General features: G+C 28.8%; 11 protein-coding genes. 2 read left to right on the top strand and 9 right to left on the bottom strand.

What is annotated here, in order from left to right; all coding sequences use genetic code 11:
* Positions 1 to 39 precede the first annotated feature (39 nt).
* Positions 40 to 3,057: a tetratricopeptide repeat protein gene (locus ABY863_RS05085; protein ID WP_372793184.1), complete on the bottom strand. Its 3,018-nt coding sequence runs from the start codon at positions 3,055 to 3,057 to the stop codon at positions 40 to 42.
* A 254-nt stretch (positions 3,058 to 3,311) separates the two neighbouring features.
* Between ABY863_RS05085 and ABY863_RS05090 the strand changes: the two genes are divergently transcribed.
* Positions 3,312 to 4,001 (top strand): cell division ATP-binding protein FtsE, encoded by a 690-nt coding sequence (locus ABY863_RS05090; protein ID WP_372793194.1) that lies wholly within the window; start codon positions 3,312 to 3,314, stop codon positions 3,999 to 4,001.
* The gene (locus ABY863_RS05095) at positions 4,002 to 4,895 is read left to right on the top strand and encodes a glycosyltransferase family 2 protein (protein ID WP_372793185.1); all 894 of its coding nucleotides are present in this window, start codon (positions 4,002 to 4,004) and stop codon (positions 4,893 to 4,895) included.
* Here ABY863_RS05095 and ABY863_RS05100 read toward each other — a convergent pair.
* From ABY863_RS05100 to ABY863_RS05135, 8 genes are all read right to left on the bottom strand, one after another.
* Positions 4,892 to 5,989 carry a glycosyltransferase gene (locus ABY863_RS05100; protein ID WP_372793186.1) on the bottom strand — a complete coding sequence of 366 codons (1,098 nt, stop codon included), beginning with the start codon at positions 5,987 to 5,989 and terminating at the stop codon, positions 4,892 to 4,894. The genes ABY863_RS05095 and ABY863_RS05100 overlap by 4 nt on opposite strands.
* A 114-nt stretch (positions 5,990 to 6,103) precedes the next feature.
* Positions 6,104 to 6,334 carry a uroporphyrinogen decarboxylase gene (locus ABY863_RS05105; protein WP_372793187.1) on the bottom strand — a complete coding sequence of 77 codons (231 nt, stop codon included), beginning with the start codon at positions 6,332 to 6,334 and terminating at the stop codon, positions 6,104 to 6,106.
* A gap of 242 nt (positions 6,335 to 6,576) precedes the next feature.
* A complete protein-coding gene (locus tag ABY863_RS05110; protein WP_372793188.1) occupies positions 6,577 to 9,492 on the bottom strand; it encodes a glycoside hydrolase family 3 N-terminal domain-containing protein in 2,916 nt (971 codons plus the stop codon).
* A 14-nt stretch (positions 9,493 to 9,506) separates the two neighbouring features.
* A complete protein-coding gene (locus ABY863_RS05115) occupies positions 9,507 to 10,520 on the bottom strand; it encodes a dipeptide epimerase (protein WP_372793189.1) in 1,014 nt (337 codons plus the stop codon).
* A 1-nt stretch (position 10,521) separates the two neighbouring features.
* On the bottom strand, positions 10,522 to 13,437 hold the full coding sequence (locus ABY863_RS05120; protein ID WP_372793190.1) for an FAD-binding and (Fe-S)-binding domain-containing protein: 2,916 nt from the start codon (positions 13,435 to 13,437) through the stop codon (positions 10,522 to 10,524).
* A 21-nt stretch (positions 13,438 to 13,458) separates the two neighbouring features.
* Complete coding sequence (locus tag ABY863_RS05125; protein WP_372793191.1) at positions 13,459 to 14,523, bottom strand: anhydro-N-acetylmuramic acid kinase; 1,065 nt, start codon at positions 14,521 to 14,523, stop codon at positions 13,459 to 13,461.
* Position 14,524: 1 nt separating this feature from the next.
* A complete protein-coding gene (gene murQ, locus ABY863_RS05130; protein ID WP_372793192.1) occupies positions 14,525 to 15,346 on the bottom strand; it encodes an N-acetylmuramic acid 6-phosphate etherase in 822 nt (273 codons plus the stop codon).
* Positions 15,336 to 16,793, bottom strand: coding sequence for a sodium:solute symporter (locus ABY863_RS05135; RefSeq protein ID WP_372793193.1), 1,458 nt, complete (start codon positions 16,791 to 16,793; stop codon positions 15,336 to 15,338). Before ABY863_RS05135 ends, murQ begins: the two co-directional genes overlap by 11 nt.
* Positions 16,794 to 16,805: the final 12 nt, after the last annotated feature.

Genomic DNA, 16,805 nt, shown 5'->3' on the forward strand with positions numbered 1-16,805 from the left:
TTATTTTTTGTGTTTGAATGTTGTAAACTAGGAGTCATTTTAATTTTTTACAGATTCATTTGTTTTGGCCTGTTCCGTTTTAATTCTGTTGAGTTCTTTGGTTGCTTCCTCCACAACATCATCAAATTCAGCAAAGTTTTTAAGTACGCTTTCTAAAATATAGGTTGCTTGGTATGCATCTTGTAATTCATAATAATTAGTTGCCATTAAGATTAAACCTTTCGCTCCCCAATATTTATAGGCCGCATAATCTGCAGCAATTTTTTGAACTATTTCATTAGAAACTCTATAGCTTCCATCTCTATTTTCAAAGTAGGCACCAAAATATAATGCTTCTGCTTTTAATTCTCCTGAAGCAATTTTTTCAACTTCTTTATAGGCAATTCTAGCTTTTTCTTCATTTTTTGTTTTTATAGCTGAGCGTGCAATAATAAGATGTGCGTCAGATTTTATTCTGTTTTCAAGCTTTGCATTTTTTAAAACTAATTCAGCATAATTTACGGCTTTGCTATATTCTTTATTTTCATAATATCCCTTCATTAAATTAGATTGTGAAAAAGTGATATTTTGAGGTAAATCAGCTTCTTTTTCTAACCGTTCTAAAGTTGGAATTGCACTTTCCCAATTGTTGTTTTCTAAATAAACTTGTGATAAACTTGAAAGTGCATTTTCAGTAAATTCATTTCGTTCCTGATTGATAACATAGGTGTAATATGGAATTGCTTTTGAATGTTGATTTTCTGAAAATAGTGATTGAGCTAAATAAAAATTAGCTTTTAAAATGTGTAACCCTTTAGGAAAGCTTTGTAAATATTTTGTAAAACTTTCAATTGATTTAGTATGATTGTTTTGTAAGTATTGTTTTTCTGCTGACTCATAAGTGTCGTTGTCTAATTCTGCATTTGTAACATTCACAAAATCAATATTTTTCACCCAAGCTGCATACTCATCAACACGACCTAAATCTACATAAATTTGACGTGTGTTTTTAACTGCTTGTTTTGCCTCAGCAGTATTTGGAAAACGCGTAACAATGGTTTTGTAAGTTGATAATGCTTGTTCGTTTCTCTCGGTATTGTAAAATATTAACCCTTTTTTAAGTAGTGCTTTTGAAACCAGCGGACTTCTTTTGTAATTTGAAATTAGATTATCAAAATTTTCTAGAGCAAGCTCATTTTGATTTTTATTAATGTATGAATTTCCCAAAACAAATAAAGCATCGTCTCTATATGTTGATTTTAAATGTGTGTTTAAAAATGAGTTTAGTGTTGCTATTTTATCGTTTTCTTTATTAATAAGGCCGTAACTAATTGCTATTTGAAATTGCGCATAATCTGCATCAATTCCTTTCATTTCAATAGCTCTTTTGTAATAAGTGATTGCGTTTGTATAGTTGCTGCTTGCAAAATAACCATCACCAATTCTTAAATAACTATCATTGCGTCTAATGGCATCATCTGTATTTTTATTGATGTAATTTTTGAATTCTTCAATGGCTTTTTCATAGTCTTTTTGTTTAAAATAAGCATAACCTATATTGTAATTTATATGCTCAAATTCTTCAGTTTTTGAAGCTTCACTATAAGAAATAAACGTTTTAAAATTGGTTAAAGCATCACTAAAATTATTTAACCGGTAATTGCATTCTCCTTTCCAAAAAGTTGCTCTAGCTACAAAATTTGCATCTAAAGGAATGGTTAATGAGTTTTCAAAATTTTCTTTTGCACTCTCATAATTTCCTTCAACAAAAAGTTCAACACCTCTGTAAAATGCTACTTTTTGAAATAAGGAACGTTCTTTCTCACTTTTCTTATTTTTTAAATAATCTAAAGCTCCTTCATAATCTTTTGAAGTGATGTAAGCGCTAATAATTAAGTCGTTGATTTCATTTTTATTTTCAGAATTTGGGTACAGTTCAATATATTCTTGTAAAACATCAGGCACACTTTTGTACGGATTTCCAATTTCATAACTTAATTTAGCATAATTTAACCAAGCATCTTTTTGAATTTCTGGTTTAAATTTCATTTCAGCTGCATTTTTAAATGCATTTAAGGCTTCATTTTTTTTCTCTAACTTTAAGTAACATTCTGCTAAATGGTAATACGCATTTTGTGCAACATCATTATTTCCATTTATTATTTTATTGAAATTATTAATGGCATTCTCAAAATCGTTTTTTTGGTAATAAGCATATCCTAAAAAATAATAATCTGTGTTATTCCATTTGCCACGTTTCCCTTTATAATTGTTTAAATGAAGAATTGCTTCGTCATATTTTTGAAGATTGAAATAACTTTCCCCAACTATTTTTGAAATTTCAGAATGTTCAACGCGTTTTGCTTTTTCAAGAAGTGGCAAACCATATTCTATAGCTTTTTCAAACTTTCCTAATTTAAAGTTCATATCGGCTAAATAATAGGAAACATCAGTCTTAAAATTTTTATCTTCAACAACTTCACCTAAATAAGCGTCGGCAGTTTCATAATCATCATCTTTATAAGCAATATAGCCGTAATAATATTTTGCTTGCGCTCCATATTCTTGAGAGTCTAATAGTAATAAAAAATACTCTTTAGCCTTTGTATACGCTTTATTTGCAAATAAAGAGTAGGCATATTTAAAGTTGAAAGCTTCTTCATTTCTAATGGTTAAATTTATTGTATTGACTCTAGAATACCATTTTGCTGCATACGAATATTTTCCAATTTTGAAATAATAGTTAGCAACATCCATAAAAGCACTATTTCGTTTTAAACTTGTAGGATATTTATCTACAAATTTCTGCATCAAATCATCTGAATTTGGTTGTTCTAAACGGATAGCACAATTGGCAGCATAATATTCACAGTTAGCTTTTAATTCAGACGAATTGTCAAATTGAAATTTAATTTCGTTAAATTTTTGTTGTGCAGCCACAAATGCTTTGTTTTGATATAATTCAATTGCGTGGTTGTATTCTGAAAGAGAGTTGGTGTAAATGGCTGTTTTTTGTGCTAATATTGAGAATGTTATGAAAAAAATAACGAATGGAAAGACAACTTTTGTATACTTCATTTTAATAAAAATTGAAAGATTTAAACTATAAACTAATAACGCTTTTTTTTAATGAAATTGCATTCACTAAAAAATTATTTTTCTTGAATAGATAATAGCAACAACTATTCCTCTTTTTAATTTATAATCATTGAAGTTGATTTTTAGAGGATTTTAATTATATTTTTAATTTTGAAAAGATATTTAATTATAACTTGGTTTTAAGTTGAAACTTTACATTTAAATATTTAGTTTTGTTAAAAATCCATAGTTCTATGTCTGAGGTGATTCTTTCTTTACAAAATGCACAAATTTTTCAAAGAGAAAATTTAGTTTTATCTGACGTTAATTTGATAATTAACAAAGGTGAATTTGTGTATTTAATTGGTAAAACGGGTAGTGGAAAAAGTAGTTTAATGAAAACTTTATATGGTGATTTACCTTTGGAAAAAGGAAAAGGTAGTATTGTAGATTTTGATTTAAATACTTTAAAAGAAAAGGAAATTCCTTTTTTGCGTAGAAAAATTGGAATTGTTTTTCAAGACTTTAGACTGTTAAATGATAGAAGTGTTTTTGAAAATTTATTGTTTGTTTTAAAAGCAACAGGTTGGAAAGATAACCTAAAAATGAAGGCCAAAATTAATGAAGTTTTGTCTAAAGTTGGTATGGAAACTAAAAGCTTTAAAATGCCATTTCAATTATCTGGTGGTGAACAACAACGTATTGCCATTGCAAGAGCTTTGTTAAATGACCCAGATTTAATTTTAGCAGATGAGCCATCTGGAAACTTAGATCCTGCAACATCTGTAGATGTTATGAATGTTTTAAAAGAAATTCATGACAGTGGAAAAACCATATTAATGGCAACGCATGACTATGCACTTATTTTAAAATTTCCATACAGAACCCTTAAATGTGAAGGAGGAGAATTGTTTGAAGTAGTGCAGCAAAAAAGTTCAGTGTAAATGATTTCTGTTTTAATTCCTGTTTATAATTACAATATAATAAGCCTAGTTACTTTCATTAAATCTCAATTATTACTTACAAATATTGATTTTGAAATTATTTGTATTGATGATGCTTCAACCGAGTATTTTACTGGAAATGATAAATTGCATGAATTACACAATGTAACGTTCTATAAATTAACGAAGAATATAGGTAGAAGTAAAATACGAAATCTATTAGTTGAAAAATCAAAATTTGAATGGTTACTCTTTTTAGATGCAGATGTATTTCCTGAAAATGATAATTTTATCAATAAATATTTAACGTGTATTCATTCTAATGAAGCTATAGTTTATTGTGGAGGGATTAAATATGAAACAACGAAGCCAGGAAATGATAAAATGCTACGCTGGGTTTATGGAAGAAATAGGGAAGAAGTAGATAATGCTGTAAAACAAGAAAAACCATATCAATATTTTTTTGGAGCTAATTTTTTAATTCACAAATCTGTTTTTAATACTTGTAAATTCAATGAAGGTATTGTGAAATATGGTTATGAAGATGTTTTTTTTGTTGAAGATTTGAGGATTAATAACATTGTATTACAGCAAGTTAGTAATGAAGTTTATCATTTAGGAATTGAATATAATTCGGTTTTTTTAGATAAAACTAAGGAAGCTATAGATAATTTATGCCATTTTAGTTCTCTAAATACCTTTAGTACAGAAAATATAAAAATTTTGAATATTTATAAAAAAATTGTAAAGTATCAATTAACCTGGTTATTTAGTAGTTTATTTATTTTATTTCATAATTTATTTGAATATAATTTAAAAAGTAAATATCCTTCAATGTTTATCTTTGATTTGTATAAGCTTACTTATTTTTGTTTTCTATCTAAAAAAACTTAGCGTAAATCTTTAATTAATTCAATTAGTTTTTTAGATTCATTTTCCCAAATAAGTTTTTTGCTAGCTTCTTCTAGTTGTTTTATATAAAGCTCTTTCCTATTTTGGAGTATATTATTAATTTGATTTGCAAGTACTTTTGGATTTCTATTTAAAACAATTTCTCCTATATTATATTTTAATACTATTTGTTTCATTTCAGGTAAATTTGAGACTAGTACAGGAATTTTGGCTTGTACATAATCAAATAATTTGTTAGGTAAAGCATACTTGTAATTTAAACCTAAATCTTCTTCCAAACTTATGCCTAAATCAACTAATGGGGTTAATTTTTGAAGCTCAATAGGTATCATTCTTGGAATGAATTTTACTTTTTCTTCAAGATTTAAATCAATTACCCTTTGTTTTATTTTTTGTTCTATATCTCCATTTCCAATACAAATAAAAATTGCATTTTCAATAAATAGCATCGCTTCTAACATTAATTCTAATCCTCTTCCTTTATTTATGGATCCTTGGTATAAAATTACTTTTTTTTCATTTGTTTTAAAAGGAAAAGAACTTGTTTCTATGCTTTTTATTTGAAGAGGCACATTTCTAATTACTTCGAAATTCAGGTGGTATTTTATATTGTAATACTTAGCTATTGAATAATTTACAGTATAAGAATTTTTAAGTTTAGGTAAGATAAATTCTTCAAGTCTAAGCCAAAATTTTTGTACGAAAGGTCTGTTTATTAATTCAGGGACTTCTGTAAATAATTCATGACTATCATAAACCAACTTCTTATTAAAAAATTTACTTATTAAATAATTAGGTAATAGAGTGTCTAAATCATTTGCAAGTAAAATATCTTTTTTAAGAAAAAATAGTTTGAAGAATAAGCGTAAATTATATTCTGCATAAAACAAAAAACCAGAATTAAACAAAAGTTTCATTCTAGTTGTCTTATAATTTCTGTTAATTAGTTCACTATGTTTAAATCTTCTGCCTATCAATAATACATCGAAATTCATTTCAGTTAAAGTAGTACACACTTTATGAACTCGTTGATCTGTTACTAAATCATTTGTTACAGAAACTAATATTCGTTTCATCTGTTTATTTTTTTAATTTAGACAGATGTAAATAGCTAATAATAATTTCGGTGGACATCAAGAAGTTGTGATTGCTCATTTTAAGGCATAAAAATTTTATGCAAAATAAGAAATTTATTTATCTTTTTTTGTAAGATAATAGGTGTTAAGTGCAAGTATAAAGCTGTTGGTTATGATAATTGGCCATGAAGTAGTTAGCATTATTCCATATACTACAAATAATAATGCTCCAACTGAATTTACGATTCTTAATGTATTTACATTTTTCATCATAAATGAAATGATAAGCACTATTGAAGCTATATATCCTACCCATTCTGTAATTGTAATTCCCAACATACTCATAATATTTATTTTTTAAAGCCGACAAATATAGCTATAAAAATATTAAGAATTGTCTATAAAAAAAGAAACCTCACTCAAAGAATGAGTGAGGAAAATTGCTATGAAAAAGATGGTAAGCTATGAAACTTACCGATGCAAATATATGAACTTTTTTAATATGAAAAAATATTTTTTTGTTAATTTTTTGTAAAAAAATGACTTATGTGATAAAAGTAACATATTTAAGTTTTTTTTCATAATTTTTAGTGTTTAATTGCTTCGTAAATTAAATTATGTATCACAGTTCTAATGTCTTTTTCTCCAAGCTTATTATTGCTCATAGTTGGATATACCCTATTAGATAAGAATACATATAAAATACTACTATCAGGATCTACCCAAGTATAAGTTCCTGTAAAACCACTGTGACCAAAACTATTTGTTGAAGCATATTTACTGCTGGCTTTAATTTCAGGGTTTAAATCGGGTTTGTCAAAACCAAGCCCTCTTCGTACGCTGTCATTTTCATAATATCTATGGTTGAACTTATCAATTGTTTTTGGTTCCAAATAACTTTTCCCACCATAAAAACCTCTTTGTAGATACATTTGCATCATTTTAGCAACATCATTAGAGTTTGAAAATAAACCAGCATTACCACTAACTCCATTCATCATTGCGGCACCCATATCATGAACATCACCTTGTAAAATTTGATGTCGGTAATAATCATCTACTTCTGTTGGAGCAATTTCAGATTTGTCAAATTTATTTAACGGATTGTATCCTAGTGTTGTTGCTCCTAACGGTTTGTAAAAATTCTCATTGTTTAATTCATCCATTTCTTTATGAAACGTGTCTTTTAGGTATTTTTTGAATAAGTAAAAAAGTAAGCCACTATATTTATAACCTTCTTTTTTTAATTGTGGCACTTCAGCAATTCTTTTATAAATAGTATCTGTATAAGAATCAATCAGATATAAATTTTCAGTAATTTTAATTGAAAATCCTTCGCTTTTTTCAGTTCTATACAAATTTGGAAACGGTTTTTTAGTAATAGTATCTATTGTTTCTAAATAATAAGGAATCCAAGGTTTAATTTTTCCAACGTGAGACAATGCTTCTTTTAGAGTTATAGTATCTTTATTTGAACCATTTAAATAAGGCATAAATTCACCCAGCATTTCATCTAAATTTAGCAAACCAGTTTCTTCACTTTTCATAATCATAGGTATACCTCCTAATATTTTTGTTACTGAAGCTAAATCGTACAAATCTGTTAATTTTACTGCTTGTTTTTTAGCATACGTTTGGTACCCAAAACTTTTATGATAAATTACTTTTCCGTAACGAGCAACTAAAACTTGTCCGCCTGGCGCCATTAAAGAATCAACAACCATTGTGGTTACAGAGTCTATTTTTGCAAGTAGCTTACTATCCATATCAACTTCTTCAGGAATTGTATACGATAATCTCATTAAATTTGTAGTAGACAACCCAGTTCCTTCTGGAAATATAGTTTTAATAGAAACAGGCAGTTTTCCTTTTGTTTCTATCGCCCCAAAAATCATTTGTGCTGAAATTTCCTGAGACACTTTACTATTTTGGTAAGATACTAAAATAGCATTTATATTTTTAAAATCTGGGATTTCTAATAAAGTATACGGACTTGCAAAAACATCTAAAATCACTTCGTTGTTTTTAGAAATTTCTTCTAACCAAAGAAGCTCTTCTTCAGTCATTTTAAAACTTTTCCAAGGAGTTTCATTGGATTTGTGGTAGCCAATAATAACTGTAGTGTACACTTTTAGTTTTTGAAGTAAATCTGACAAATTTTCACCTGAAATAATATCAACTTGGGTATACTTTTTTAAGGTGTTTGTAAAGTCAAAATTATCAGAATCTCCTAATTTAACATAGGCTATTTTACTGTTTGATAATTCTTTTATTGGTAGTATAGCTTCCTTATTTTGAACAAGCGTTATAGCTTCTTTCATTAAAGAACGGTATAATAATTCGTCTTTTATAGTGATAATATCTTCTTGAATACCTTCTTCTTTTATGGGTGTAAAATTGTTTAAACCAGCCCAGTATTTTGCTTTCAATATTTTTTTAACGGAAGCATTTAAACGCTCTTTGCTAATTTTATGTTTCCTAATTGCTTTCTTTATTTTTTTTACGGCAACTTTTACATCTTCAGGAATTAACAACATATCATTTCCTGCGATAAATGCAGCCAAATCTATGTCGCCTGGTTTTGCGAAATTTGCGGCACCTTTCATATTTAAAGCATCGGTAAAAATTAAACCGTTAAATTCCATTTTTTCTTTTAAAAGTTCAGTAATCACTTTATAAGAAATTGAAGTAGGAACTCCAGGTTTTGGCTCTAATGAAGGCACATTTAAATGCGCCACCATAACACTGGCTAAATTAGTTTTGAATAATTTTTTATAAGGGAATAATTCAATAGAATCTAAACGTTCTAAAGTAAAATCAAGAAAAGGAAGTGTTTTGTGAGAATCGGTTGAAGTATCTCCGTGACCTGGAAAATGTTTTGCATTTGCTAGCACTCCAGTACTTTGCATACCATTTGTAAAAGCAATTGCCTTTTCAGTTACATTGTATTTATTTTCACCAAAAGAACGATTTCCAATAATTGGATTTGCTGGATTTGTATTAATATCTACAACTGGAGCAAAATTAACGTGTATTCCAATTCTTTTGCAATGTTTACCTAATCGCTCTCCAAATTGCTCAATTAGTTTATTGTCTTGAACTGCTCCTAAAGTCATATTCCAAGGGTAACGAAAAGAATTTTTTAGGCGCATATTTAAACCCCATTCACCGTCAAAACCAATTAATAAAGGAATTTTAGATGTTGCTTGGTAAATATTTGTCAACTCAGCCTGTTTTTCAGGAGTTCCTTGCATAAATATTAATCCACCAATACGGTATTTTTTTATAGCTTTATTTATTTCTTTGGTGTGATTTTCATCTTTATTTGAATAGGCTTGAATCATAAATAGTTGCCCTATTTTTTGTTTTAAGCTTAAATTATTTAGTATATTTTCAACCCATTTTTCTTGATTTTCAGCATCAGAAGTTTGTAAAGGATCAATTTGTTGTGCATAGCTTGTTCCAAGAAATAAGAAGATGCTTGCTATTAATATATTTTTCATTTTTTAATAATTTATTATAGTTTTATTTGTGCTCCTGTTCCGTTTAATTCTGAAAATAAAATGTTGCCATTTTCTAATTTTACACCAGTTGCTACATCATTTTTTAATAATAAAGCACCATCCATATCTACATAATCTAACATTGGTGTTAAATGTGCAATTGCTGAAATACCAACAGAAGATTCGGTCATACAGCCAACCATCGTTTTTAAACCTAAAGATTTAGCTGTTGTAATCATTCTTTTTGCAGGTGTTAAACCACCACATTTCATTAATTTAATGTTTACACCATGAAAATGATTGTAACATTTCTCAATATCACTTTCTACAATACAGCTTTCATCAGCAATAATTGGTAAATAAGAATTATCAAAAACTATTTTGGCACCTTTCCAATTATTTGCGGGTAATGGTTGTTCAATAAATTCTACACCTAATTTTTGTAATTCAATGGCGTTTTTTAGTGTTTCATGTACTGACCAACCACAATTTGCATCTATTCTGAAAATTGAGTTTGAGTGTTTTCTTAATTCTGTAACTATCTGAATGTCATCTTTTGTTCCCAACTTAATTTTATAAATTGGCCATGGCATTTCTTTCATTTTTGAAACCATATTTTCAATGGTGTCAATCCCAATTGTAAAATTTGTTTGAGGAAGTTTTTCAAGTTTTAAATTCCAATATTGGTATAATTTCACTCCTTTTTTACGCGTGTATAAATCTGTATAAGCTTCATCTAAAGCACACAATAAAAACATGTTCTCTTTAAAATAGGGTAGTAAGTAATCCCAATATTCTTCTGGTGTTTTATCTGAAATAACTTCTATAATTTCACGTTTTTCTTGAAGTTCCTTTTCAAATTGTTCAACAAAAGTATTGTAATATGGATTTGCGGTTGCTTCTCCAAATCCTGAAATACCATTTTCTTGAAGTTCCACTATAATTGAAGGAATTTCAGTTCTTGTTCCTCTTGAAATTGTAAAAGGGTGTTTTAATTGTAAATTGTATGTTCGTATAATTAGCTTCATTTTATAACAATGCTTCTCTTAATATTGTAACTGGGTGTTTAGAATCTCTACTAGTTCCATCTTTTATTTGATGTCTGCAACTAGTACCTGGAGCTGCAATAATAGTGTCAATTTTAGTGTTTCTAATTTTTGGAAACAACGTATCTTCACCAACTTGCATGCTTATTTTGTAATGCTCTTTTTCATATCCAAATGAACCTGCCATACCACAGCATCCAGAATTTATAATAGTTACTGAATAATTCTCTGGAATTGATAGAATTTTAAAAGTTGGTTCAGTACTACTTAAAGATTTTTGCTGACAATGACCGTGAATTTTTAAAGTTTGTATCTTTTTAGTGAAACTTTCAGTAGAAATATTCTTCTTTTTGAATTCTTGCTTTATAAACTCTTCAATAGTAAAGGTGTTTTTAGAAATTTCTTTTGCAGCATTTTTATCATCCGCTAATCTTAAATATTCATCTCTAAAAGTTAAAATTGCAGAAGGTTCAATACCAACTAAAGGTTTTTTTGATGAAATAATATTTTTGAAATAGTTTACATTAAAATCTGCCTTTTCTTTGGCTTTGTCTAAAATTCCTTTTGAAATAAAACTTCTTCCACTTTCTTCGTGTTGTGTAATGTTTACTTTGTAGCCTAATGTTGTTAACAGTTCAATAGTGTCAATACCAATGTTTGCGTCATAATAATTAGTGAACTCATCAACAAATAGAAACAATTCACCATTTTTAACAGGCTGATTTAAGAGTCTTTTTTTGTTTTTTTTATACCAACTATAAACTGTTTTTTTTGCTAATTTAGGAATGCTTCTTTCTGTTGCAATTCCCATCAATTTTTTAGTAAGCTTTGTATTTAAAATTAAGTTGGTAAAAGTAGGAGTGAGGCTTCCTAATTTATTCCACATTACATTATTGGCAAATAGTTGAGTTCTAAACGGAATGTCATTTTCTTTATAATATTGATGTAAAAATTCAGCTTTTAAAGCTGCAACATCAACATTACTTGGGCATTCACTTGCACAAGCTTTACAACTTAAACACAAGTCGAAAACATCATATAATTCTTTGTGATTAAACTTATTTTGTTTTTCTGAATTTGTTAAAAATTCACGTAATGCATTTGCTCTAGCACGTGTTGTATCTTTTTCATTTCTGGTTGCTCTGTAGCTTGGGCACATGGTTCCGCCAGCTTCAGGAAGTTTTCTGCAATCACCTGAGCCATTACATTTTTCGGCTGCTCTTAGAATGCCTAAACTATCTGAAAAATCTTGAATAGTTTCAATTTCTGGTTCTATTCTATTAACTTCATAACGCAGACTTTCATCCATATGAAATGGATTTATAATTTTCCCTTTGTTAAAAATAGTATTCGGATCAAAAGTGTGTTTTATTCGTTTTAATAATTCATAGTTTCTCTCTCCAATCATGAGTGGAATAAATTCAGCTCTCACAATTCCATCACCGTGCTCACCACTAAACGAACCACCATATTTTTTAACTAATTTTGCGGTTTTGGTTGTTATTTCACGAAATAAAACAACATCTTCTTTCTTTTTTAAATTTAAAATAGGGCGTAAGTGCAATTCTCCAGCACCAGCATGAGCGTAATAAACTGCTTTTTGTCCAAAATCTTCCATCATTTTTGAAAATTCCGAAATGTAATTTGGTAAATCTTTTACTTCAACCGCTGTGTCTTCAATACAGGCAACAGCTTTGTCATCCCCCACAATATTTCCCAATAATCCAAGTCCTGCTTTGCGAAGTTCTAAAGCTTGGTTTATTTCACTTCCTACCAATTTGGGAAAGCAATAACCCAAGTTATTTTTTTCTAAATCAGCAATTAAAATAGCTGCTAGTTTGTTAGATTCTTCATTTGAATTTGTGCAAATTTCAAGCATTAATATAGCTTTGGGATCGCCTTTAACAAAAAATCTATTTTTAAGTTGTTCTCTATTATTTTTTGTGCAATCTAAAATGGTTTTATCCATTAATTCACACGTATACAAATTGTGTTTCATTGCAATTACAACAGCATCCATGCTTTCTTTAATGCTATTGAAATGTGCAGCCACCATAATATTCTTTGAAGGTGGTAAATTGTCTAATTGAAGGGTGATTTCAGTTGTAAATGCTAAAGTACCTTCACTTCCTGTTAGTAAAGTTGCTAAATTAATAGTTGGATTTTTTCCTCCAAAACCTTCATAATTTAATAATTCATCAACAGCATAGCCATTATTTCTTCGATGGATATTTTTTTTAGGAAATTCTTTTATAATCTCTTGTTGATTTTCAGGGTTGGAAAGTTCATTGAAAATGGTTTGATAAATTCTGTTTTCTAATGAGTTTCCTTGTTTTTTTTGATTAAATTCTGAAATAGTATTTTTGTTAAATACTGCTTCAGAACCATCGCTTAAAATGGTTTTTAACTCAAGCACTTTGTCACGAGTAACCCCAAATTTAATAGAGGTAGTGCCTGATGAATTGTTACCAACCATTCCACCAATCATACATCTATTACTTGTTGAAGTGTTTGGTCCAAAAAATAATCCGTAAGGTTTTAGGTAATTATTGAGTTCATCTCTAATTACCCCAGGTTGAATTGTAACTGTTTTTTTATGCTCATCAAAAGCTAAAATTTTGGTGAAATGTTTTGAGATATCAACTACTAAACCATCACCAACACATTGTCCTGCTAATGAAGTTCCTGCAGCTCTTGGAATTAATGTAATACTATTTTCTAAGGCAAATTGAATCAGTATTTTTAAATCTTGATTGTTTTTTGGATATGCAACACCAAGTGGAATTTTTCTATATACGGATGCATCAGTTGCATAGATACTTTTATGTAAATTGTCAAAGAATAATTCTCCTGACAAGAAATGGGATAGTTTGTTTAAATCTAAGTTTTTTGAGGGCATTTTGATTTTCTATTTTTAAAATTAAAACTCGTAAACAACACCACTACTGTGATCTTTACTCGCTCCAGTGACACTTTTTAAACAATTATTTTCACCTTCATCTTTTAAAAAACCTAATAGAGCAAAAACTAATGCCTCTTTATAATTTATGATAGTATCATTAGGTATTATAATTTTGGTTTTTGTGTACCATTGCATTCTTTCAATAAGAAATGTATTATAAGCACCACCACCAGCAATAAGTATATTTTTTGAAGGGTTTGAATCTATTTTTCTTGTAATTTGCATTGCAACGTGTTCAACAAAAGTTCTTAAAATATCATTTATTTCAAGTTTATATTTATCAATGATTGGAAAAATTGTTTCAACTATGAATTCATATCCCAAAGATTTTGGTCTTACATCATTATAAAAAGGTAAAGAGTTTAGTTCATTTAACAATGTTAAATCAATAGCACCACTTGAAGCTATTTTTCCTTCATCATCATACTCCATATTTAAAGAAGCAACATAATGGTTTAAAACAATGTTTACGGGGCAAATATCATAAGCAATTCGTTGGTTATTTTCATTCATTGAAATATTTGAAAATCCGCCTAAGTTTAAACAGTAATCATATTCGGAAAATAAAAATAGATCACCAATAGGAACTAAAGGAGCACCTTGCCCGCCAAGGGCAACATCCTGAGTTCTAAAATCGCAAATAGTTTTTATGCCCGTTATAGAAGTAATATAAGGTCCATTTCCAATTTGAAGTGTATAATTTTTTGCTGGATTGTGGTAAATTGTATGGCCATGAGAAGCAATAAAATCTACATTCTTAACCTTGTTTTCTTCAATGAAATTTTTAATAATTTCACCTAAAAAAACACCATAATCAGCATCTAATTTGGTAAGTTCCTCTCCTTTTAAATGAAAACCTTCTTTTAAAGCAGATTTCCATTCTTTAGTGTATGCTACAGTAGTTGCATTTAGTATTTCAAAAGTATAATTATTGGTGTTATTTATTTTCACATATGCTATGTCAATTCCATCTAATGAAGTTCCGCTCATAACTCCAATTACATGCTTTATAGAATTTTTCATACTACATAAATTTATTTTTATAATTGTCTAAAACATTTTTTACACTTTTGTATTTTTCTAAAAGTGCAGAAGCTAAATCTTCATCAATATGAAGTTCATCCATAATCATAAGAACACCTCGATTGACTAATTTAATGTTAGATAATTGCATATGCACCATTTTATTATCTTTTACTCTACCCAATTTAATCATGACAGCCGTAGAAATCATATTTAATACTAGTTTTTGTGCAGTACCAGCTTTCATTCTTGTGCTTCCTGTAACAAATTCAGGTCCTACAACTATTTCAATTGGATAGTCCGCAACTTCTGAAACAGGACTATTTTCATTACACACAATACATGCAGTAACAATGTTATGCTGTCTCGCCTTTTCAAGTCCGCCAATTACATAAGGAGTTGTCCCCGATGCAGCAATACCCACTAAAACATCTTTCTCTGAAATAGTATATGCACTCAAATCTTTCCAAGCTAAGTTTGTGTCATCTTCGGCTTTTTCTACTGCTTTTCTAAGTGCTGAATCTCCACCTGCAATTAATCCTATCACCCAGTCATCTGGAACGCCATAAGTTGGTGGACATTCAGAAGCATCAAGAACCCCTAATCTTCCGCTTGTTCCTGCTCCAATATAAAATAAGCGCCCGCCTTCATTCATTTTAGTGTAAATAATATCTACTAATTTTTCTATTGCAGGAATCACCTTTTCTATAGCATTTGGAACTGTTTTATCTTCGGTATTTATATTTGTGAGCAATTCAAAAGTGCCCATTTTTTCAAGATTATTGTAATTTGATGGTTGTTCGGTTGTTGGTTTATTTTTCATTTTTATTTTGTACAATAATTAAACTTAATATTGTTAAGAGTGCATTTACTAAGATATTCATAAACCCTAAATCAAATGAGAATTTGGTTAAGAAAATATAGTTTAAATAGTAGGTTAGGAGAGGCATTAGAACACAGATATATGGAACTGCAGCATCTTTTATTTTTATTTTTGTGAAAATTCCAAATAAATAAAGTCCCAGTAAAGGTCCATAAGTATAACCAGCGACTTTAAATATTGTAGAAATTACATTGCCTTTACTTTCGGAAAATAGCATAATTATTAAAAATATTACAATTGAAAATCCGAATAAAACATAATTTTTTAAACGTTTTTTTTCTTTTGAATTTTTGTGCTGAATGTCTAAAAAATCATGAGTAAAAGAGGTGGTTAATGCTGTTAAAGCAGAATCTACACTTGAAAACGAAGCAGCCGTTATTCCTAAAATAAAACTGATAGCAGCGAGTGTGCCAAAATGATTTAAAGAAAGCATTGGGAATAAATTATCAGTATTAATAAATTTACCATTTTCAATTTCTAATTTGATGCCGAATTTTTCAGCATATAAATAAAGCATTACACCCAATCCTAAAAATAAAAATTGGGCAACAGCTAAAAATAAACTAAAAGTTAATATGTTGTTTTGGGCTTCTTTTTTGCTTTTACATGTTAGGGTTTTTTGCATCATATTTTGATCCAATCCTATCATTGCAACGGCAATTAAAATTCCCGATATAAATTGTTTAAAAAAGTTACTTCCTGAGTTGAAATCCCAATTAAAAACTTTAAAATACTCATGTTTAGTAACTGATGTGATTGTTTCAGAAATACTTAAATTTAAGGAGTCTTTTATAACATAAATAGATACAATTGCTGCCATTAGTAAAAATAGTGTTTGAAGAGTATCTGTCCAAACAATAGTTTTAATGCCAGATTTGTTTGTGTATAACCAGATGAGTATTAGTATAATAATTACGGTTAGAAAAAATGGAATATGAAAAGCGTCAAAAACTGCATATTGTAATATTTTTGCTGCAAGTAATAAACGAAGAGCAGCACCAAAAGATTGTGATATTAAAAAGAATAATGATCCAGTTTTGTACGTTTTAATTCCGAACCTTGTTTCAAGGTAGGAGTAAATAGAAACTAACTTTAAATCGTAATAAATTGGAATCAGCACATAGGTTATAAATACATATCCAACTACATTTCCAAAAACAAATTGTAAATAATAGAAAAAATTAGTTCCTACCATACCTGGAATAGATACGAAAGTAACACCAGAAATAACGGCGCCAACCATCCCAAATGCAACTATTTGCCAAGGTGATTTTCGGTCTCCTGTATAAAAAGATTCATCACTTGTATTTTTTGAGACGACATGAGAAATTAGCATTAATATCCCAAAATATAACAGTATGATGATTAAGATTAGTATTGAATTCATTGATGAGTTTTA

Source organism: Lutibacter sp. (assembly GCF_041562875.1).
Lineage (GTDB): Bacteria > Bacteroidota > Bacteroidia > Flavobacteriales > Flavobacteriaceae > Lutibacter.